This is a genomic window from Pseudomonas sp. T1.Ur, from assembly GCF_023516725.1.
GTDB lineage: Bacteria > Pseudomonadota > Gammaproteobacteria > Pseudomonadales > Pseudomonadaceae > Aquipseudomonas > Aquipseudomonas alvandae.
Map to the genome: position 1 here is coordinate 4,417,651 of NZ_JAMGSN010000001.1, position 20,341 is coordinate 4,437,991.

Annotated in this window: 16 protein-coding genes; 6 read left to right on the top strand and 10 right to left on the bottom strand. The window is 62.9% G+C overall.

The window, feature by feature from the left end:
* The first annotated feature begins 42 nt into the window (after positions 1 to 42).
* Positions 43 to 1,011, top strand: coding sequence for a LysR family transcriptional regulator (locus M8Q45_RS19625; protein ID WP_249876056.1), 969 nt, complete (start codon positions 43 to 45; stop codon positions 1,009 to 1,011).
* A 27-nt stretch (positions 1,012 to 1,038) separates the two neighbouring features.
* Here the strand turns inward: M8Q45_RS19625 and M8Q45_RS19630 are convergent, their stop codons facing one another.
* Positions 1,039 to 1,296 carry a hypothetical protein gene (locus M8Q45_RS19630; RefSeq protein ID WP_249876057.1) on the bottom strand — a complete coding sequence of 86 codons (258 nt, stop codon included), beginning with the start codon at positions 1,294 to 1,296 and terminating at the stop codon, positions 1,039 to 1,041.
* Positions 1,297 to 1,636: 340 nt separating this feature from the next.
* Here M8Q45_RS19630 and M8Q45_RS19635 point away from each other — a divergent pair, with 340 nt between their 5' ends.
* The 5 genes from M8Q45_RS19635 to M8Q45_RS19655 all read left to right on the top strand — a co-directional run bounded on the left by M8Q45_RS19635 (position 1,637) and on the right by M8Q45_RS19655 (position 9,584).
* Positions 1,637 to 2,794: an efflux RND transporter periplasmic adaptor subunit gene (locus M8Q45_RS19635; RefSeq protein WP_249876058.1), complete on the top strand. Its 1,158-nt coding sequence runs from the start codon at positions 1,637 to 1,639 to the stop codon at positions 2,792 to 2,794.
* Complete coding sequence (locus M8Q45_RS19640; protein ID WP_249876059.1) at positions 2,791 to 5,904, top strand: multidrug efflux RND transporter permease subunit; 3,114 nt, start codon at positions 2,791 to 2,793, stop codon at positions 5,902 to 5,904. Before M8Q45_RS19635 ends, M8Q45_RS19640 begins: the two co-directional genes overlap by 4 nt.
* 9 nt (positions 5,905 to 5,913) lie before the next feature.
* Positions 5,914 to 6,588 (top strand): heavy metal response regulator transcription factor, encoded by a 675-nt coding sequence (locus M8Q45_RS19645; protein WP_249876060.1) that lies wholly within the window; start codon positions 5,914 to 5,916, stop codon positions 6,586 to 6,588.
* Positions 6,575 to 7,942, top strand: a complete 1,368-nt coding sequence (locus tag M8Q45_RS19650; protein WP_349654640.1) for a heavy metal sensor histidine kinase — start codon at positions 6,575 to 6,577, stop codon at positions 7,940 to 7,942. The genes M8Q45_RS19645 and M8Q45_RS19650 overlap by 14 nt, the downstream gene beginning before the upstream one ends.
* Positions 7,943 to 8,087: 145 nt before the next feature.
* Positions 8,088 to 9,584, top strand: coding sequence for a GGDEF domain-containing protein (locus tag M8Q45_RS19655; protein ID WP_249877363.1), 1,497 nt, complete (start codon positions 8,088 to 8,090; stop codon positions 9,582 to 9,584).
* A 252-nt stretch (positions 9,585 to 9,836) separates the two neighbouring features.
* Here M8Q45_RS19655 and lpxC read toward each other — a convergent pair whose 3' ends face one another.
* From lpxC to murD, 9 genes are all read right to left on the bottom strand, one after another.
* Positions 9,837 to 10,748, bottom strand: coding sequence for a UDP-3-O-acyl-N-acetylglucosamine deacetylase (gene lpxC, locus M8Q45_RS19660; protein WP_030139673.1), 912 nt, complete (start codon positions 10,746 to 10,748; stop codon positions 9,837 to 9,839).
* A 112-nt stretch (positions 10,749 to 10,860) separates the two neighbouring features.
* On the bottom strand, positions 10,861 to 12,054 hold the full coding sequence (gene ftsZ, locus M8Q45_RS19665; protein WP_030139674.1) for a cell division protein FtsZ: 1,194 nt from the start codon (positions 12,052 to 12,054) through the stop codon (positions 10,861 to 10,863).
* Positions 12,055 to 12,159: 105 nt separating this feature from the next.
* Positions 12,160 to 13,419, bottom strand: coding sequence for a cell division protein FtsA (ftsA, locus tag M8Q45_RS19670; RefSeq protein WP_003205342.1), 1,260 nt, complete (start codon positions 13,417 to 13,419; stop codon positions 12,160 to 12,162).
* A gap of 15 nt (positions 13,420 to 13,434) precedes the next feature.
* Positions 13,435 to 14,301: a cell division protein FtsQ/DivIB gene (locus M8Q45_RS19675; RefSeq protein ID WP_030139675.1), complete on the bottom strand. Its 867-nt coding sequence runs from the start codon at positions 14,299 to 14,301 to the stop codon at positions 13,435 to 13,437.
* A gap of 3 nt (positions 14,302 to 14,304) precedes the next feature.
* Positions 14,305 to 15,270 (bottom strand): D-alanine--D-alanine ligase, encoded by a 966-nt coding sequence (locus M8Q45_RS19680; RefSeq protein ID WP_249876061.1) that lies wholly within the window; start codon positions 15,268 to 15,270, stop codon positions 14,305 to 14,307.
* A complete protein-coding gene (murC, locus tag M8Q45_RS19685) occupies positions 15,267 to 16,727 on the bottom strand; it encodes a UDP-N-acetylmuramate--L-alanine ligase (protein WP_249876062.1) in 1,461 nt (486 codons plus the stop codon). The genes M8Q45_RS19680 and murC overlap by 4 nt, the downstream gene beginning before the upstream one ends.
* The gene (gene murG / locus M8Q45_RS19690; RefSeq protein ID WP_249876063.1) at positions 16,720 to 17,790 is read right to left on the bottom strand and encodes an undecaprenyldiphospho-muramoylpentapeptide beta-N-acetylglucosaminyltransferase; all 1,071 of its coding nucleotides are present in this window, start codon (positions 17,788 to 17,790) and stop codon (positions 16,720 to 16,722) included. The genes murC and murG overlap by 8 nt, the downstream gene beginning before the upstream one ends.
* Complete coding sequence (gene ftsW, locus M8Q45_RS19695) at positions 17,780 to 18,997, bottom strand: putative lipid II flippase FtsW (protein WP_030139679.1); 1,218 nt, start codon at positions 18,995 to 18,997, stop codon at positions 17,780 to 17,782. Before ftsW ends, murG begins: the two co-directional genes overlap by 11 nt.
* The gene (gene murD / locus M8Q45_RS19700) at positions 18,994 to 20,340 is read right to left on the bottom strand and encodes a UDP-N-acetylmuramoyl-L-alanine--D-glutamate ligase (protein ID WP_249876064.1); all 1,347 of its coding nucleotides are present in this window, start codon (positions 20,338 to 20,340) and stop codon (positions 18,994 to 18,996) included. Before murD ends, ftsW begins: the two co-directional genes overlap by 4 nt.
* Position 20,341 lies beyond the last annotated feature (1 nt).

Below are 20,341 nucleotides of genomic sequence, written 5' to 3' on the forward strand. Positions count from 1 at the left end.
TAACTTCATGTCACAATTTGCCACCTTCCAAGAGAGCCCTCCATGGACACTTTGCAAAACATGCGCGCGTTCAGCTGTGTTGCCGAAGCCGGAAGCTTCACCGCTGCCGCCGTGCAGCTTGATACCACCACAGCCAATGTCTCGCGTGCGGTTTCCAACCTGGAAGCCCATCTGCAAACCCGCCTGCTCAACCGCACGACCCGGCGCATCGCCCTGACCGAGGCCGGCAAGCGCTACCTGCTGCGGTGCGAGCAGATCCTGGCGTATGTCGAGGAAGCGGAAGCCGAGGCCAGCGACGCCCACGCGCGCCCGGCCGGGCAGTTGAAGGTCCACACCATGACCGGTATCGGCCAGCACTTCGTCATCGATGCCATCGCCCGGTATCGCAAGACCCATCCGGACGTGACCTTCGACCTGACCCTGGCCAACCGCGTGCCGGACATCCTCGACGAGGGCTACGACGTTTCCATCGTGCTCGCCAGCGAACTGCCGGATTCGGGCTTCGTCTCCCAGCGCCTGGGGATCACCTACAGCATCGTCTGCGCATCGCCTGGCTATGTGAAAGCCAGCGGCTGCCCACAGAAACCCAGCGACCTGCTCAACCACGCCTGCCTGCGCCTGGTCAGCCCGGTCATTCCGTTGGAGAAGTGGGTGTTCGACGGCCCGGAAGGCCAGGAAATGGTCACCATCAACAGCTCACCGTTCCTGGTGAATTCCGCCGATGCGATGAAAACCGCGATCACCAGCGGCATGGGTGTGGGGGTGTTGCCGGTGTATGCCGCCATCGAAGGCTTGCGCAACGGCACGCTGGTGCGGGTCATGCCCAACTACCGTTCCCAGGAGCTGAACCTCTACGCCATCTACCCGTCGCGCCAATACCTGGATGCGAAGATCAAGACGTGGGTCGAGTACCTGCGAGGCTCGTTGCCGGAAATCCTCGCGGCGCACCAGGCCGAACTGACGGCCTATGAATTGAGTGGAAGCCTGACCGGGGCACGGGTTGCGAACTGAATCCGCGACCGTATACGGAGGAAGATCTCAGCGCTTGCCCATCGAACGACGGGTACCGGGCGGCGCGGCCCCCGGAGTCTTGGTGTGGCCGTTCTTCGCGCCGTTCTTGTACCAGGGCTGTTGCCCGGCACCTTTGGCGGCTACCAGTTCACCGGGCTTGAACGGGAACTTGAAGGCCGGGATCGCCGCCTTGCTGTCGTCGACGCTGGCAACATTACTGTCCGTCTGGCCAGACGACTCGCCTTGCAAGCGTTCATCCGCGGGCGATGGTATTGGGGAAGTCATTGGGATTATTCACTTGAGTGGGACAACAACCCGTGGCGAGGGAGCTTGCTCCCGCTGGGCTGAAGCGGCCCCATTTCTGTGAGCGCTTCGCACTCAAGCGGGAGCAAGCTCCCTCGCCACAATTGAGTATGCGTGGCTCGGTGGCCGAGCCGCGAAACGCAGCAGTATACCTGCCCGAAATCGCGGTGCCACGAAGCAGATTCAAGCGTGACGTTCCGTCTGACGGAAAACCGGGACGAAACTGACAGCCCTGACAGCTAGCCGTCACCTTCCTGACCGCCTCGCAACGCTATATAAGACAGATAGAAATCCCATCGTCCCGAACCGGCTCTTCGCATCCATGCACATTCAGAAAAAAACGTTCCTGCTCGTCGCGCTGTTGGTCGCCTTGGGGGCGCTGGTCCTGTGGTTCTCGATGAAGCCCGTCGCCACCAAACCCAGTGGTGCGAGCGCCGTGCCGGTAAGGGTCGTGAGCGTGGTCGAAAAGGATGTGCCGCGCTTTGCCAGCGGCATCGGCACGGTCCTGTCGCTGCACAGCGTGGTGATCCGTCCGCAGATCGACGGCATTCTCACCAAGCTGCTGGTCAAGGAAGGACAGCTGGTCAGGAAGGGGGATTTGCTGGCGACCATCGACGACCGCTCCATCCGCGCCAGTCTCGACCAGGCCCGCGCCCAGCTCGGCGAGAGCCAGGCACAACTCGCCGTGGCCCAAGTCAATCTCAAGCGTTACAAACTACTGAGCGTCGACGACGGCGTATCCAAGCAGACCTACGACCAACAACAAGCGCTGGTCAATCAGCTCAAGGCCACGGCCCAAGGAAACCAGGCGGCCATCGACTCCGCGCAGGTGCAACTGTCCTACACGCAGATCCGCTCCCCGGTGACCGGTCGCGTCGGCATTCGTAACGTGGACGAAGGCAACTTCCTGCGCGCCAGCGATGCCGAAGGTTTGTTCACCGTGACCCAGATCGACCCGATCGCCGTGGAGTTCTCGTTGCCGCAACAAATGCTGCCGACGCTGCAGCGATTGATCGCCGCCCCCGACCAGGCCCTGGTCAAGGCCTACATCGGTGCCGACGGCGCCACCGGAGAGTTGCTAGGCGAGGGACGCCTCAGCCTCATCGACAATCAGATCAACACCAACACCGGAACCCTGCGCGCCAAGGCCGAATTCAACAACGCCGCCCAACGGCTCTGGCCGGGGCAACTGGTGACGCTGAAAATCCAGACCGCGATCGACAAGGGTGCGCTGGTGGTACCGCCGACCGTGGTCCAACGCGGGTTGGAGCAACACTTCGTGTATCGGGTCCAGGGCGACAAGGTAGAAAGCGTGCCGGTGGAAATGGTGTACCAGGACAGCGGCATGCACATCATCAAAGGCGTAAACCCCGGTGATCAATTGGTGAGCGACGGCCAGTCACGCCTCAAACCCGGTGCCACCATCCAGGTGTTCAGCGATCCACCCGCCCTCGCCAAGACCGGGCAGGCACAGCCATGAAAGGCCGCGGTTCGATATCAGCCTGGTGCATCGATCACCCCATCGCTACGGTGCTGCTGACGTTCGCCTTGGTGCTGCTTGGGTTGATCGCCTTTCCGCGGCTGCCTGTCGCGCCGTTGCCCGAGGCGGAATTCCCGACCATCCAGGTCAATGCGCAGTTGCCCGGTGCCAGCCCCGAAACCATGGCGTCGTCGGTGGCGACCCCGCTGGAAGTGCAATTCAGCGCCATTCCCGGCATCACCCAGATGACCTCGAGCAGTGCATTGGGCTCGACCAACCTGATCCTGCAGTTCAGCCTCGACAAGAGCATCGATACCGCCGCCCAGGAAGTGCAGGCGGCCATCAACACCGCCGCCGGCAAGTTGCCCAATGACATGCCGAACCTGCCGACCTGGCGCAAGGTCAACCCGGCCGATAGCCCGGTACTGATCCTCAGCATCAGCTCGGACCTGATGCCAGGCACCGAATTGAGCGATTACGTCGAGACGCTGCTCGCCCGCCAGATCAGCCAGATCGATGGCGTCGGACAAATCTACATTACCGGCCAGCAGCGTCCGGCGATCCGGGTCCAGGCGTCTGCCGACCGACTCGCGGCGATTGGACTGACCCTGGCCGATATTCGTCTGTCACTCCAGCAGGCCAGCCTCAACCTCGCCAAGGGCGCGCTGTACGGTGAGTCGAGCATTTCCACGCTGTCCACCAACGACCAATTGTTCAAGCCCGAGGAATACGGGGAGCTGATCGTGTCCTACCGGGACGGCGCGCCGGTTCATCTCAAGGACATCGCCAAGGTCGTCAACGGTTCGGAAAACGCCTACGTCCAGGCCTGGTCCGATGATCAACCCGGCGTCAACCTGGTCATCTTCCGCCAGCCGGGCGCGAACATCGTCGAGACCGTCGACCGCGTCCAGGCCGCCCTGCCCACCCTGGAAGCCATGCTCCCCGCCGCGATACAGGTCAAGGTGATGATCGATCGCACCCAGACCATCCGCGCCTCGTTGCATGAAGTGGAAATCACCCTGCTGATCGCGGTGCTGCTGGTGGTGGCGGTAATGGCGCTGTTCCTGCGCCAGCTCTCGGCGACGCTGATTGTCTCGGCGGTGCTCGGCGTGTCGTTGACCGCCAGTTTCGCCCTGATGTACGTGATGGGATTCAGCCTGAACAACCTGACCCTGGTGGCGATCGTCATCTCGGTGGGGTTCGTGGTGGACGACGCCATCGTGGTGGTGGAGAACATCCACCGGCACCTGGAGACCGGCGAAGGCATGCGCGAGGCGGCCATCAAGGGCGCCGGGGAAATCGGCTTCACCGTGGTGTCCATCAGCTTCTCACTGGTGGCGGCGTTCATTCCGCTGCTGTTCATGGGCGGTGTGGTCGGACGGCTGTTCAAGGAATTCGCCCTGACTGCCACCTCGACGATCCTGATTTCGGTGGTGGTGTCCCTGACGCTGGCGCCAACCCTGGCCGCGCTGTTCATGCGCGCGCCGAAACACCACGCCCATGATCGTCCAGGTTTCGGCGAGCGCCTGCTGGGTGGCTATGAGCGAGGCCTGCGCCGGGCCCTGGCTCACCAGAAACTGATGATCGGCGCGTTCGGCCTGACCCTCGCGCTTGCAGTGGTGGGCTACGTGTTCATCCCCAAGGGGTTCTTCCCGGTACAGGACACCGGCCTGGTGCTGGGCACCAGCGAAGCCGCCGCCGACGTGTCGTTCCCGGACATGGTGGCCAAGCACAAGGCCCTGGCCGAGATCGTCGCCGCCGACCCGGCGGTGCAGACCTTTTCCCATTCGGTCGGCGTCTCGGGCAACAACCAGACCATCGCCAACGGCCGCTTCTGGATCGCCCTCAAGCCCCGGGGCGAGCGCGATGTATCGGCCAGCGGCTTCATCGACCGTATCCGCCCTAAATTGCAGAAGATCCCTGGCGTCGTGCTGTACCTGCGGGCCGGGCAGGACATCAACCTCAGCTCCGGCCCGAGCCGCGCCCAGTATCAGTACGTGCTCAAGAGCAATGACGGGCCGACGCTCAATGCCTGGACGCAGAAACTCACCGACAAACTGCGCAGCATTCCGGCGTTCCGTGATATTTCCAACGACCTGCAACTGGGCGGCAGCATCACCCACATCAACATCGACCGCAGTGCAGCGGCACGCTTCGGCCTCACCGCCACCGACGTCGACCAGGCGCTGTACGACGCGTTCGGCCAGCGGCAGATCAACGAGTTCCAGACCGAGACCAACCAGTACAACGTGATTCTCGAACTGGACACCCAACAGCGTGGCAAGGCCGAGAGCCTGGCGTACTTCTACCTGCGCTCGCCGCTGAGCGGGGAAATGGTGCCGCTTTCGGCCCTGGCCCGCTTCGATGCGCCCACCAACGGCCCGCTGTCGATTGCCCATGACGGCATGTTCCCGGCCGCCAACCTCTCGTTCAACCTGGCCCCAGGCGTGGCGTTGGGGGATGCGGTGCGCCTGCTCGACCAGGCCAAGAACGAAATCGGCATGCCTGCCGCCATCACCGGCAGTTTCCAGGGCGCGGCCCAGGCGTTCCAGAGTTCGCTGAAAAGCCAGCCGTGGCTGATCCTCGCGGCGCTGGTGGCGGTGTACATCATCCTCGGCGTGCTCTACGAGAGTTTCGTGCACCCGCTGACCATCATTTCCACCCTGCCCTCGGCCGGCCTTGGCGCGCTGGTCATGCTCTGGCTGCTGGGCCAGGACTTCTCGATCATGGCGTTGATCGGCCTGGTGCTGCTGATCGGCATCGTCAAGAAGAACGGCATCCTGATGATCGACTTCGCCATCGATGCCCAGCGCAACGGCGGCCTGACGCCCCAGGAGGCGATATTCCAAGCCTGCCTGACCCGGTTCCGCCCGATCATCATGACCACCCTCGCCGCCCTGCTCGGCGCGCTGCCGCTGATGCTCGGCTATGGCCCCGGCGCCGAACTGCGCCAGCCGTTGGGCATCGCGGTCGTGGGCGGCCTGCTGGTCAGCCAGGCGCTGACCTTGTTCACCACACCGGTCATATACTTGTGGCTGGAGCGACTGTTCCATCGAGCTGCCCATCGGCCCGGCCCTGCGCCGACGGCGGTGCCGGCGAATGCAGACTGAGGCCGGGCCATGCGTGTCCTGATCATCGAAGACGAAGAAAAAACCGCGGACTACCTGCACCGCGGCCTGACCGAACAGGGTTACATCGTGGACGTGGCGCCGGACGGCGTCGAGGGACTGCACCTGGCCCTGGAAAACGACTACGCGGTGATCGTGCTCGACGTCATGCTGCCGGGCCTGGACGGTTTTGGCGTGCTACGTGCCTTGCGCGCCCGCAAGCAGACGCCGGTCATCATGCTCACCGCCCGCGAACGGGTCGAAGACCGCATCAAGGGCCTGCGCGACGGTGCCGACGATTACCTGGGCAAGCCGTTTTCCTTCCTCGAGCTGGTGGCGCGCCTGCAAGCCCTGACCCGCCGCAGCAGCGGTCACGAACCGGTGCAGGTCAGCATTGCCGACCTGTGGATCGACCTGATCAGCCGCAAGGCCACCCGGGCTGGGCAGCGCCTGGACCTGACCGCCAAGGAGTTCTCGCTGCTCAGCGTCCTGGCCCGTCGCCAAGGCGAAATCCTGTCGAAGACTGCCATTGCCGAAATGGTCTGGGACATCAATTTCGACAGCGACGCCAACGTCGTCGAGGTGGCGATCAAGCGCCTGCGGGCCAAGCTGGACGGGCCCTTCGAGCACAAGCTTCTGCACACCATCCGAGGGATGGGGTACGTGCTGGAGAATCGAGGTGAGTAACAGCATCGCGCTGCGCCTGAGCGGCATGTTCACCCTGGTGGCAGCTCTGGTATTCCTGCTGATTGGCGGCGCCTTGTACCAGCAGGTCGAAAAAGGCCTGGGCCTGCTGCCGGAAGCGGAACTCGACGCCCGCTACAGCGTGCTGGAATCCACGGTGGGTCGGTTCGGCACGCCAGAGCATTGGGTGAAGATCAACAACAAGCTGCGGTTGCTGGGCGAAGAAGACAAGCGCATCCACTTCTGGATCGTCAGCGGCGACCCACGCTTTGAATACGGGAACCCCGATCCGCAGGTTCGCGCCGTTGCCCAAGGCCCGTTGGGCAAGCACGACCTGACGTTGCCCGATCGGCATTATCCGATGAAAGTCCTGGTGAGCCAGTTTCCGGCAAAGGACCAACGCCCGCCCCTGCGCTTCATCATCGGCATCGACACCGAGACTTTCTATCAGACCCAGCATCATTTGTTGGTGGCGCTGGTGAGCCTGGCCTGTATCGGTGTGCTGCTGGCATCGCTGCTGGGTTATTGGGTCGCGCGCATCGGCCTCAAGCCGCTCATCAAGCTATCGGACGAAGCCCAACGCCTGGCCCCACCCCGCCTTTCCGGGCGCTTGCGAATCTCGCCATTGCCGCCGGAACTCAGCCAGTTCGTCAATTCGTTCAATGCCACCCTCGATCGGGTCGAACAGGCGTACTCCCGGCTCGAATCGTTCAACGCCGACGTGGCCCATGAGCTTCGCTCCCCATTGACCAACCTGATCGGCCAGACCCAGGTGGCGCTGACCCGTGGGCGCTCGGCAGAGCATTATTTCGAGGTGCTGCAATCGAACCTCGAGGAACTGGAGCGACTGCGCTCCATCATCAACGACATGTTGTTCCTCGCCAGCGCGGACCAGGGCAGCAAGGCCACCAAGCTGACCACGACGTCCCTCGCCGGTGAAGTGGCCACCACCCTCGACTACCTGGATTTCATCCTGGAGGACGCCCAGGTCGAGGTCCACGTCAGCGGCGATGCCCAAGCCACCATCGAAATCGCCCACCTGCGCCGTGCCCTGATCAACCTGCTCAGCAACGCGGTCCAGCACACCGCGCCCGGCCAGGTGATCGAGGTGCGCATCGAAGCCGTTGGCGACCAGGTCACCCTCGGCGTCACCAACCCCGGCGAACCCATCGCCGGCGACCATTTGCCGCGTCTGTTCGAACGCTTCTATCGGGTGGATGCGTCACGCAGCAACAGCGGCGCCAACCATGGATTAGGGCTGGCCATCGTCAAGGCGATCGCGCTGATGCATGGTGGCGATGTGTTCGTGCGCAGTGACGGCGGCGCAAACACCTTCGGAATCCGTTTGCCGGCTTGAAATAAGCCACGATGTGGATTGCTCAATTCCAGTGTCCCGAGCACAATCTTGCAAAAGGCCAGTATTGTCTCTACCGGTCATCGGCAGTTGTAGATGAGCAGCCTATGGGAAGGATCCCAGCCACATGACAATGCAGATCGGAACCATGAGCGCGAGCAGTGCAACACCCGGCAATATCCCGTTTTTGATACGTTCGGAACGGGTTCTCGTTCTGGCCAGCTCGCTGGTTGTCATTGCCATCCTGAGTATCGTGACGTTCCTGCTGATTCGAGAACACGCCAGCGCCGAGCAGGCGGCGACACGTGCGGCGAGCAACATCGTGCAACTGATCGACGCCGACGTGCTGCGCAACGTAGAACTCTACGATGTTTCATTGCAGGGCCTGATTGCCGCGGCAAAACGCCAGGACCTCAAGGACGTTTCGCCAACGATCCGCCACCTCGCCCTGTTCGATCGTGCCACCGCAGCGCCCTATAAAGGCGACATCCTTCTGCTCGACAAACGCGGCGATGTAATTGCTGACTCGGCCTCTGTCGAGCCCCGCAAAGGCAACTACGCCGAACGGGAATATTTCCAGTCACATCTCCAAGACCCAAGCCCGAGCATGATGATCAGTCCCCCGTTCCGGGCTCGAAGCGAGCCGCACGACTGGCGCATCAGCTTCAGCTATCGCCTGGATGACGACCGGGGCGAGTTCATGGGCGTGGCCGAGGCCGCGATGCGCCTGAGCTATTTCAGCCAACTTTTCAAAAGCCTGAACATCGGTCGCGGCGGCACGGTCAACCTGGTCAGCGGCGACGGAACGCTGCTGGCCCAGGAGCCGCCCTTGGCTGACGACATGATCGGCAAGAACTTCAGCAATCGACCGAACTTCGTGCGCATCCTGCGCGAAGGCAACGGCAGCTTTTCCGGCATATCCAGCGTCGATCAGACACAGCGCCTGTATACCTTTTCCCGGGTCGGTAACTTACCGCTGATCGTCGTGGTCGCGCTCTCATCCCAGGAAGTCTTCGCCTCCTGGCAACGTACGGCGCTCCTGATCAGTGGCGCCACGGGCGCGCTGTGCGTAAGCCTGCTCTGGCTCACCTGGTTGCTGCGCCGTGAGTTGCGACGTCGCCACGTCGCCGAACGGGAACTGGCCCAATTGGCATCCGTCGACTCCCTCACCGGCCTGGCCAATCGTCGAACGCTGGACGAAACGTTGCATCAGGAATGGCAGCGTGCCCAACGTTCGGGCCAACCGCTGTCTGTCCTGATGATCGACGCGGATCACTTCAAGGCGTTCAACGATCGCCATGGTCATCAGCAGGGCGACGAAGCCCTGCGCACCTTGGCGCAGTTGATCGGCCAACACGTCCGACGCCCTGCCGACCTGGCGGCGCGCTATGGCGGGGAAGAATTCTCGGTGGTGCTGCCGGAAACCACCACCGCCGGCGCCTTCACCATGGCCCAAAACATTCGCGACGCGGTCGAGCAGTTGCCACCTGTCGTCGAGGGTGAAGCGCCCATGACGGTGAGTATCGGCATCGCCACTTGGGTGAACGGGCCGTATGGCGAGCTGCAACAGCTCTTGCTTGCTGCGGACAAGGCGCTCTACCAGGCCAAGGCCAGCGGGCGCAATCGAGTTGTTTGCGCGATGTAAGCCTTGCTCCTGCTTTTGTGGCGAGGGAGCTTGCTCCCGCTGGGCCGCGTTGTAGGAGCTGTCGAGTGCAACGAGGCTGCGATCTTTTCCAGGCACCTGAGTCTCAAGGGAAAGATCAAAAGATCGCAGCCTTCGGCAGTCCAGCGGGAGCAAGCTCCCTCGCCACAAAAGCCTTTCGCAGCCCACAAGACATCCAGGCATAAAAAAAGGCCACCCAAAGGCAGCCTTTAAAAAACTAGAGAGGTTTTTTGCTTACACGGCCGCGACAGGGCGCATGTAAGAGATTGGTGCGGTGCTGGCGTCTTCGAACGTCACGACTTCCCAAGCATCTTTCTGCTCAATCAACTTGCGCAGCAACTGGTTGTTCAGTGCATGGCCGGACTTGAAGCCCTTGAACTCACCAATCAGGCTGTTGCCCAGCAGGTAGAGGTCGCCGATCGCATCGAGGATCTTGTGCTTGACGAATTCGTCTTCATAACGAAGGCCGTCTTCGTTCAACACGCCATCGGAATCGACCACGATCGCATTTTCAACACTGCCGCCGAGTGCGAGGTTGTGCTTGCGCAGGTACTCGATGTCACTCATGAAACCAAAGGTACGGGCGCGGCTGACTTCTTTTACGAACGAAGTGCTGGAAAAATCCACGCTTGCACTCTGGGTGCGGTCACGGAAAACCGGGTGATCGAAATCGATCTCGAAGCTCACCTTGAAACCTTCGAAAGGGACGAAAGTGGCGCGCTTGTCGCCGTCTTCCACTGTCACTTCCCGCAGGATGCGGATGAACTTCTTGGCCGCGTCCTGTTCTTCCAGGCCAGCCGATTGAATCAGGAATACGAAGGGTCCGGCACTGCCATCCATGATCGGGACTTCGGACGCGGAGAGCTCGACGTAGGCGTTATCGATGCCCAGGCCAGCCATGGCCGAGAGCAAATGCTCCACCGTGTCCACTTTGGTGTCACCGTTGACCAGCGTGGTCGACATAGTGGTTTCACCAACGTTTTCCGCGCGAGCAGGAATCTGCACCACAGGGTCGAGGTCGGCACGACAAAACACGATGCCGGTATCGACAGGCGCTGGCTTGAGGGTCAGGTAGACCTTCTCGCCGGAGTGCAGGCCGACACCTGTGGCACGGATAATATTCTTCAGGGTGCGTTGTTTAATCATGGCATGGGCCGCTTCAGCGCAAATTGCGAACTGGTATCAACAAAGGCTGGCGATGATAGCAGACCAGACCTTTGCTGAACACCAATCACCCGTATACCCCTGATACATTCCATCAATCGGCCTGACGACGCAGGAATGCCGGGATGTCCAGGTAATCCAGATCATCTTGCGGATTCATCTTCGCGGCAGTCGCAGCGCCGGCCTGGGCCTGGTTGCGCATGACGGTCGGACGGTCCAGGTCACGGTAGTTTACCGCTGGTGCTTCCTGACGAGCGGCCGGTTGCTGTTGCGGCTGGGAGGCCATGGCAGTCTGGACGGTGTTGTCGATCACCTTCATCGGCTTCTCGATTTTCGCGCCCAGGCCAGTAGCAACCACGGTCACGTGCAACTCGTCACGCATGTCCGGATCGATCACGGTACCGACCTTGACCATTGCGTGGTCGGAAGCGAACGCCTCGATGATGCTACCCACGTCGGAGTACTCGCCCAGGGACAGGTCCGGACCGGCGGTGATGTTCACCAGGATGCCACGGGCGCCCTGCAGGTTGACGTCTTCGAGCAACGGGTTGCGGATGGCCGCTTCGGTGGCTTCGCGCGCACGGTTCGGACCGCTGGCGCAGCCAGTGCCCATCATCGCCATGCCCATTTCGGACATCACGGTGCGTACGTCGGCGAAGTCGACGTTGATCATGCCTGGACGCTTGATGATGTCGGAGATACCGCGAACGGCACCGGCCAGTACATCGTCAGCCTTGGCGAAAGCCGACAGCAGGCTGGCGTCTTTGCCCAGGATGGTCAGCAGCTTCTCGTTGGGGATGGTGATCAACGAGTCGACGCTTTCGCTCAGCGCGCGGATGCCTTCATCGGCGATCTGCATGCGCTTGCGGCCTTCGAACGGGAACGGACGGGTCACCACCGCAACGGTGAGGATGCCCATTTCCTTGGCCACTTCGGCAATGATCGGCGCTGCACCGGTACCGGTACCGCCGCCCATGCCCGTGGTGATGAACACCATGTTGGTGCCGGCCAGGACTTCAGCGATGCGCTCGCGGTCTTCCAGGGCAGCCTGACGGCCGACCTCAGGATTCGCGCCAGCACCCAGGCCCTTGGTCACGCCGGTACCCAGTTGGAGGATGGTCCGCGCGCCGATGTTTTTCAGCGCTTGAGCATCGGTGTTGGCGCAGATGAACTCGACGCCTTCGATGTTGCTCTTGACCATGTGGTTGACAGCGTTGCCGCCGCCACCGCCGACACCGATTACTTTGATAACCGGGCTAGCGGGGATGTTGTCTACGAGTTCGAACATGTTCCCTCTCCTTACATTCTCTAGTTTTTTTCGCCTACTGCGTCTTCAGTGGCAAGTTGCAAGCCTTAAGCTGCAAGCTTGCCGCTTGAAGCTTGAAACTTGTCGCTAAAAATTACCTTTCACCCAAGCCTGCAGCCGCTCGAACAGCGGTGCCTTCGGCTCGTCGCTGCTGTAGCTGTCGCGGCTGCCTATCCCTGAGAACGAGATCCCGTCGGACTGTTTCTGCAGGCCATACATCAACAGGCCCACGCCGGTGGAATAGATCGGGTTGCGCACCACGTCATCCAGGCCCTTGACGCCATGGGGCACGCCCAGGCGCACCGGCATGTGGAAAATCTCCTCGGCCAGCTCGACCGCGCCTTCCATCTTCGAGGTACCGCCGGTCAGCACGATGCCGGCCGGGATCAGGTCTTCGTAGCCACTGCGCCGCAGTTCGGCCTGGATCAGCGTGAACAGCTCGTCGTAGCGCGGCTCGACCACTTCGGCCAGGGCCTGGCGCGACAGTTCGCGCGGCGGACGGTCGCCAACGCTTGGCACCTTGATGGTTTCGCCGGCACCGGCCAGCTTCGCCAGGGCGCAGGCGTAGCGGATCTTGATTTCCTCGGCGTACTGGGTCGGAGTGCGCAACGCCATGGCGATGTCGTTGGTCACCTGGTCGCCGGCGATCGGAATCACGGCCGTGTGGCGGATCGCGCCTTCGGTGAAGATCGCGATGTCGGTGGTGCCGCCGCCGATGTCCACCAGGCACACGCCCAGCTCTTTCTCGTCGTCGGTCAGCACCGAGTAGGCCGAGGCCAATTGCTCGAGGATGATGTCGTCGATTTCCAGGCCGCAGCGGCGCACGCATTTCTCGATGTTCTGCGCAGCGTTCACCGCACAGGTGACCACGTGGACCTTGGCTTCCAGGCGCACGCCGGACATGCCCAGCGGCTCGCGCACACCTTCCTGGTTATCGATCACGTAGTCCTGCGGCAGGGTGTGCAGCACACGCTGGTCGGCCGGGATCGCCACGGCCTGGGCCGCGTCGAGCACGCGCTCGAGGTCGGCGGAGCTGACTTCGCGATCACGAATCGCCACGATGCCGTGGGAGTTCAGGCTACGGATGTGATTGCCCGCGACGCCGACGAATGCCGAGTGGATCCGGCAACCGGCCATCAGCTGCGCCTCTTCGATGGCGCGCTGGATCGATTGCACGGTGGACTCGATGTTCACCACCACGCCTTTCTTCAAGCCGCGGGACGGGTGTGTACCGATCCCGACGATGACCAGCGTGCCGTCGTCCGCGACTTCGCCTACCAGCGCCACCACCTTGGAAGTGCCGATATCAAGACCGACGATCATTTTTCCGCTTTGCACGTTTGCCATGGGTCCAGCCTCTTCTTAATTCTTCGCGACGGCGGGTACGGCCGTCGTCGGCGCTACAGGTTCCCGCCAGCCAACGGCGAGGCCGTTGGCGTAGCGCAGATCGATGCGCGCAATGTTCGTAATCTGTTCTTTGAGCGTCTTGTCATAGATGGCAATGAAGCGGCGCATCTTTTCCACCAGGTTGCCGCGGCCGAGCAACAGCTCGATGCCCGGCCCCGAGCTGCCCGCGCCAGTGGTCAGGAACCAACTGCCGCGCTCACGCAGTTCCAGGCGCGCGATGGAGAAGCCCAATGGCCGCAACATCTGGCTCAACACCTGGTATTGCTGCATCACTTGCTGCTGGGCCCGCTGTGGACCGAACAGTTGTGGCAAATGTTCATAATTGGCCAGTTCCCGTGGCGTAAACGCCTGGCCCTGGTTGTTCAGCAGCGACTCGTCGCCCCAACGGGCCACCGGCAGTTGCTCTTCCAGGCGGATCGACACCTGGTCAGGCCACACCCGCCGCACTTCGGCATGGGCGATCCAGGGCATCTGCTCCAGCTCCGTGCGCATGCCCGCCAGGTCGATGGTGAAGAAGCTCGACGCGACGAACGGGGCGATCCGCTGCTGCACCGCTTGCTGGCTGATGTAGCTCAGGTCGCCCTGGACGTTGATCCGGGCGATCGGCCGGTCGGCGTAAGGCAGCAGCCGTTGGGCGCCTTCGTACGTACCGAACCCCAACGCCACCAGCAGCACCGGCCAGAACAGGCTCTTGAGAAAGCCAAAATTGGCTTTCGGCAGGCGCGCCGACATCGGCTCCTTGGCCACCATTCGGCTGGCACCCCGCGGCACCGGCTTGCGGCCGGGTGCGGAGGGCTGATGACGAAGCGATGCGCCTTGCATGGCTTAACCTCTTGGCTCTTGTTTGCCGACACTGGCGGCGAGGATCGACAGCACCAGTTGCTGGAAATCCAGGCCGGCGGCGCGAGCCGCCATCGGCACCAGGCTGTGATCGGTCATGCCGGGGGCCGTGTTCACTTCCAGGAACCAGAACTGCCCATCGGCGTCCTGCATCACGTCTGCCCGGCCCCAACCGGCAATACCCAGCGCCTCACAGGCCGTCGCCGTGAGGTCCATCAGTTCTTTTTCCTTGGCAGCGTCCAGCCCGCAAGGAATGCGGTACTGGGTGTCATTGGCGATGTACTTGGCGTCGTAGTCGTAGAACGTGTGAGGCGTGCCCAGCGCGATCGGGGGCAACACCTGGTCACGCAGGGTGGCGATGGTGAACTCGGGACCGGTGATCCATTGCTCGACCAACACTTGCGAATCGTAGGAACTGGCGTCCTTCCAGGCTGCGGTCAACTCAGGCAGCGAATTCACTTTCGCCATGCCGATACTTGAACCTTCATGGGCCGGTTTGACGATCAAAGGGAAGCCCAGTTCCGTGGCCGCCGAAATACAATCGGCCTCGGACGCCAGTACGGCGTGACGCGGCGTCGGAATGCCGAGGCTATGCCAGACCTGCTTGGTGCGCAGCTTGTCCATCGCCAGGGCCGAGGCGAGGATGCCGCTGCCGGTGTAGGGAATGCCCAGGCACTCGAGCAGGCCTTGCATGCTGCCGTCTTCGCCGCCGCGACCGTGAAGAATGATGAAGGCGCGGTCGATCTTTTCGGACAACAGGCGCTGCAGGAAATCGTCGCCCACGTCGATCCCGAAGGCGTCGACACCAGCGCTTTGCAAGGCTTGCAGCACGGCGTTGCCGGACTTGAGGGACACCTCGCGCTCGGCGCTCTTGCCGCCGAACAGCACGGCAACGCGGCCGAAGGCTTTCGGCTCGAGGGTCGAGACCAGGTTGGCGTAGGCAGCAGTCATTTCAGTTTCCCCTCGCTGGAGGCCACGATGGCGCCGGCGAATAACGGACTATTCAACAGTTTCGGGGCCAGGCCACCGATATCTCCAGCGCCCTGGCACAGCAGGATGTCGCCGGCGCGCAGCAGCGGCTTGACCAGTGGCGCGAGGTCCACGCCGCGGTCGATGTAGATCGGGTCCAACTGGCCGCGTTGGCGAATGCTGTGGCACAGCTGGCGGCTGTCGGCGCCGGGGATCGGCTCTTCGCCGGCCGGATAGACTTCCATCAACAGCAGCACGTTGGCGTCGGCCAGCACTTGGACGAAATCGTCATACAGGTCGCGGGTACGGCTGTAGCGGTGCGGCTGGTAGACCATCACCAGGCGGCGCTCCGGCCAACCGCCACGCACGGCCTTGATCACCGCCGCGACTTCGGTCGGGTGGTGTCCATAGTCGTCCACCAGCATCACGTTGCCGCCGTCCACTGGCAGTTCGCCGTAGACCTGGAAGCGCCGGCCCACGCCCTGGAAGCCGGACAGGCCCTGGATGATCGCTTCATCACTGACGCCTTCGTCGGTGGCGATGCAGATGGTCGCCAGTGCGTTGAGCACGTTGTGGTTGCCGGGCATGTTCACCGACACGTCCAACGGCTCGCGATCAGGACGCAGCACGGTGAAGTAGGTCTGCATGCCCTGCTGGCGCACATTGATTGCGCGAACGTCGGCGTCTTCGCCAAAGCCGTAGGTCACGGTCGGACGCTTGACCAGCGGCAGGATTTCACGCACCACCGGGTCGTCCAGGCACACCACCGCCAGACCGTAGAACGGCAGGTTGTGCAGGAACTCTACGAAGGTTTTCTTCAGTTTGTTGAAGTCGCCGTCGTAGGTCGCCATGTGGTCAGCGTCGATGTTGGTAACGACGGCGACCAGCGGTTGCAGGTGCAAGAAACTCGCATCGCTCTCGTCGGCTTCGGCGATCAGGTAGCGGCTGGTGCCCAGCTGGGCATTGGTGCCAGCAGCATTCAGGCGACCACCGATCACGAACGTCGGGTCCAGGCCACCGGCCGCGAACACCGAAGCGATCAGGCTGGTGGTCGTAGTCTTGCCGTGGGTACCGGCGACGGCGATGCCGTGGCGATAGCGCATCAGCTCGGCCAGCATCTCGGCACGCGGCACTACGGGAATGCGGCGTTCCAGCGCGGTGGCGACTTCCGGGTTGGAAGTGTTCACGGCGCTGGACACCACCAGCACGTCGGCGTTGGCGGCGTTCTCGGCGCGGTGGCCGATGAAAATCTGCGCACCAAACGATTCCAGGCGCTCGGTGACCGGGGAAGCCTTCAGGTCGGAACCCGAGACCTGGTAACCCAGGTTCAGCAACACCTCGGCGATCCCGCACATACCCACGCCGCCGATCCCGACGAAGTGGATGCGACGGATGCGGCGCATTTCCGGTTGTGGCATGGCTTTGCGATTCTCAACCATGGGCCACCTCCAGGCAGCTATCGACCACTTGGGCGGTGGCATCGGGTTTGGCCAGGCGGCGCGCGGCGCGGGCCATGTCTTCGAGTGTTTGCGGCTGCATCAATACCTCTGTCAGGCGCGCGGCAAGATCCGCGGCGCCAGTCGTTCTTTGTGGCATCAGGAAGGCAGCGCCTTCACGGGCCAAATAATCGGCGTTGCGAGTCTGGTGATCGTCGATGGCGTGGGGCAAAGGCACCAGCATCGAGGGCAGACCGGCGGCAGCCAGTTCACTGATGGTCAGCGCGCCTGCGCGGCAGATCACCAGGTCGGCCCAGCCATAGGCCTGGGCCATGTCTTTGATGAAAGGCTGCACTTGCGCCTCGACGCCAGCGGCGCGGTAGCGCTCGGCGGTCACTTCATCGTGATTTTTGCCAGCCTGGTGAAACACTTCCGGGCGCAGTTCGGGAACGACCTGCGACAGGGCTTCGGGCAGCAATTTGTTCAACGGTTCTGCCCCCAGGCTTCCGCCCAGGACCAGCAAACGCGCCTTGCGTCCGGCCAGGGCCGGGCGCGGTGTATCGAGGAACAGCTCGGTGCGCACCGGATTCCCGGTGGTGCGACGGCTGCCCGACAGGGTAAAGGTGTCGGGAAAGGCTTCACAGACCCGAGCGGCCAACGGCACCAGTAACCGATTGGCGGTACCGGCCACGGCGTTCTGCTCGTGGACGATCACCGGCACACCGGCCAGTTTTGCCGCAACGCCACCCGGACCGGTCACATAGCCACCGAAGCCGACGACACACACCGGCCGCAGCCGACGAATGATCGCCCGCGCCTGCCAGATCGACTTGAGCAACATCAGCGGCGCCTTGAGCAGCGACAGCTTGCCTTTGCCTCGCAGGCCGCTGGCATTGATCCGATGCAATTCCAGGCCGGCGGCGGGCACCAGTTCATTCTCGATGCCCCGTGGCGTACCCAGCCAGTGCACGGTGTAGCCGCGCGCCTGGAATTCCCGGGCACAAGCCAGCGCCGGGAACACATGCCCGCCGGTACCGCCGGCCATGATCAGCACGTTAGCGCCCATGAGTCGGCTCCTCGGCGAAGTCGCTCTCCTGGAATTCCATCTCTTCGCTGCCCAAGTGGGTGCGACTCTCCCATTCGATGCGCAACAACAGGCCGAGACAGGCACAGCAGATCACCAGGGAGCTGCCGCCATAACTGAGGAACGGCAGCGTCAGGCCCTTGGTCGGCAAGAGGCCGACGTTCACGCCGATATTGATCAGGAACTGGCCGATCCACAGGAACGACAGGCCATACGCCACATAGGCGGCAAAGAACTGCTTGGCCTTCTCGGCCCACAAGCCGATGTACATGCCGCGTACGCAAACGAATACGAACAGGGCGACGGTGCACAGGGAACCCACCACGCCCAGCTCTTCGGCCAAGACCGAGAATACGAAGTCGGTATGCGCTTCCGGCAGGTAGAACTGCTTCTGCACGCTGTTGCCCAGGCCCACGCCCAGCCATTCGCCGCGACCGAAGGCGATCAGCGCCTGGGTCAATTGATAGCCGGAACCGAACTGGTCGGCCCACGGATCGGTAAAAGTAATCAGCCGCGCCATCCGATACGGTTGCGCCTGCACCAGCACCGTCACCGCCGCCACCGCCAGCGCCACCATCAGGATGAAGCGGAACAGCCCCACACCACCGAGGAACAGCATGGCCGCCGCCGCGCCCATCATCACCACCGTGGCGCCGAAGTCCGGCTCCATCAGCAGCAAGCCCGCCATCGGCAGCAACACGATGAACGGCTTGAAGAAGCCCATCCAGCTCTCGCGCACTTCCTTCTGGCGACGCACCAGGTAACCGGCCAGGAAAATCACCACGAAGACCTTGGCGATTTCCGAAGGCTGAACGTTGAAGAAGCTGAAGCCGATCCAGCGCATCGAGCCGTTGACCTCGCGGCCAATGCCCGGCACCAGCACCATGACCAACAGGCCGAAGGCACCGAGCAGCATCATCCAGCCCAGGCGTTGCCAGGTGGCGATCGGCACCATCATGGTGACGACGCACGCACCCAGGCCGATCACCAGGTAAATCAGGTGACGGATCATGTGGTAAAGCGTGTTGCCCGACTGCACGGCAGCCACTTCCGACGAGGCGGAGGTGATCATGACCAGGCCGAGGCCGAGCAAGGCCAGGCAACCGGCGAGCATCGGGAAATCCAGGTCGATGCCGCGCCCGGTGATCAACGGCGACGGGTACGGCTTGATGATGTTCATCAGGCTCATGCCAAGTCCTCCGCGGCCCGGGCGAACAATTGCCCGCGCTCTTCGTAGTTCTTGAACATGTCGAAACTGGCGCAGGCCGGCGACAGCAGGACGGCATCGCCGGGTTGTGCGAGGGCACGGCATTGCTGCACGGCTTCGTCCAGCGAAGCGACGCGCACCAGCGGCACGGCATCGCCGATTGCCGCGGCGATCAGCTCGCGGTCGCGGCCCATCAGCACTACGGCACGGCAGTTGGACGCCACCGGATCGCGCAGATCCTTGAAGTCGGCGCCCTTGCCGTCGCCGCCGGCGATCAGCACGAGCTTGCCGTCGATGTCCGCGCCCAGGCCTTCGATGGCCGCCAGCGCGGCACCGACGTTGGTGGCCTTGGAATCGTTGTACCAGGCCACGCCATCAAGATCGCGCACCCACTGGCAGCGATGTTCGAGCCCGGCGAAGTTGCGCAGGGCCGAGAGCATGGCGTCGAACGGCAAGCCGACCGCATGCCCCAGGGCCAGCGCCGCCAGGGCGTTGGCCTGGTTGTGAGCGCCACGAACCTTCAGTTCGCGCACCGGCATCAGGTTCTGGAATTCGAAGGCGAGGTATTTTTCGCCGTTCTCTTCGCGCAGTCCGAAGCCTTTGAAATCAGGGACACCGAGGCCGAAGGTCCAGCACGGCAGGCCTTCGCCCATCAGCGGACGGGTCAACGCATCCTGGCGGTTGAACACCACTTGGCGGACGCCGCGGAAGATCCGGTGCTTGGCCAGGTGATAAGCCGGCAGGCCGCTGTAGCGGTCCATGTGGTCTTCGCTGATGTTGAGCACGGTCGCCACTTCGGCGCCGAGATGGTCGGTGGTTTCAAGCTGGAAGCTCGACAGCTCCATCACGTACAGCTCGATCTCATCGTTGAGCAGGTCCAGCGCCGGCGTGCCCAGGTTGCCGCCCACGGCGACACGCTTGCCGGCGGCGGCAGCCATTTCGCCGACCAGGGTCGTCACGGTGCTCTTCGCGTTGGAGCCGGTGATGGCGACAATCGGTGCCTTGGCGTTGCGCGCGAACAGCTCGATGTCACCGGATAGCTTCACGCCACGAGCGGCCGCGGCCTGCAGGGCCGGGGTCGCCAGGGCCAGGCCGGGACTCACGTAGAGCTCATCGGCGCGGCACAGGAACTCGACGTCCAGTTCGCCACAACGCACATCCACCTGCGGATAGTCACGGCGCAGCGTGGCCAGCTCAGGCGGATTTTCCCGCGTATCGGCCACGGCAAACGACACGCCCCGGCTCGCCAGGAAGCGAACCAGGGACATGCCGCTCTTGCCGAGGCCGACAACGATGCGGAAGTGGTCAGAAGCGATCAGGGACACT

What these genes read in the sequence shown, in the direction of transcription:
- M8Q45_RS19625 (WP_249876056.1), top strand. Translation starts at nt 43, where the DNA reads ATGGACACTTTGCAAAACATGCGCGCGTTCAGCTGTGTTGCCGAAGCC.
- M8Q45_RS19630 (WP_249876057.1), bottom strand. Translation starts at nt 1,296, where the DNA reads ATGACTTCCCCAATACCATCGCCCGCGGATGAACGCTTGCAAGGCGAG.
- M8Q45_RS19635 (WP_249876058.1), top strand. Translation starts at nt 1,637, where the DNA reads ATGCACATTCAGAAAAAAACGTTCCTGCTCGTCGCGCTGTTGGTCGCC.
- M8Q45_RS19640 (WP_249876059.1), top strand. Translation starts at nt 2,791, where the DNA reads ATGAAAGGCCGCGGTTCGATATCAGCCTGGTGCATCGATCACCCCATC.
- M8Q45_RS19645 (WP_249876060.1), top strand. Translation starts at nt 5,914, where the DNA reads ATGCGTGTCCTGATCATCGAAGACGAAGAAAAAACCGCGGACTACCTG.
- M8Q45_RS19655 (WP_249877363.1), top strand. Translation starts at nt 8,088, where the DNA reads ATGAGCGCGAGCAGTGCAACACCCGGCAATATCCCGTTTTTGATACGT.
- lpxC (WP_030139673.1), bottom strand. Translation starts at nt 10,748, where the DNA reads ATGATTAAACAACGCACCCTGAAGAATATTATCCGTGCCACAGGTGTC.
- ftsZ (WP_030139674.1), bottom strand. Translation starts at nt 12,054, where the DNA reads ATGTTCGAACTCGTAGACAACATCCCCGCTAGCCCGGTTATCAAAGTA.
- ftsA (WP_003205342.1), bottom strand. Translation starts at nt 13,419, where the DNA reads ATGGCAAACGTGCAAAGCGGAAAAATGATCGTCGGTCTTGATATCGGC.
- M8Q45_RS19675 (WP_030139675.1), bottom strand. Translation starts at nt 14,301, where the DNA reads ATGCAAGGCGCATCGCTTCGTCATCAGCCCTCCGCACCCGGCCGCAAG.
- M8Q45_RS19680 (WP_249876061.1), bottom strand. Translation starts at nt 15,270, where the DNA reads ATGACTGCTGCCTACGCCAACCTGGTCTCGACCCTCGAGCCGAAAGCC.
- murC (WP_249876062.1), bottom strand. Translation starts at nt 16,727, where the DNA reads ATGGTTGAGAATCGCAAAGCCATGCCACAACCGGAAATGCGCCGCATC.
- murG (WP_249876063.1), bottom strand. Translation starts at nt 17,790, where the DNA reads ATGGGCGCTAACGTGCTGATCATGGCCGGCGGTACCGGCGGGCATGTG.
- ftsW (WP_030139679.1), bottom strand. Translation starts at nt 18,997, where the DNA reads ATGAGCCTGATGAACATCATCAAGCCGTACCCGTCGCCGTTGATCACC.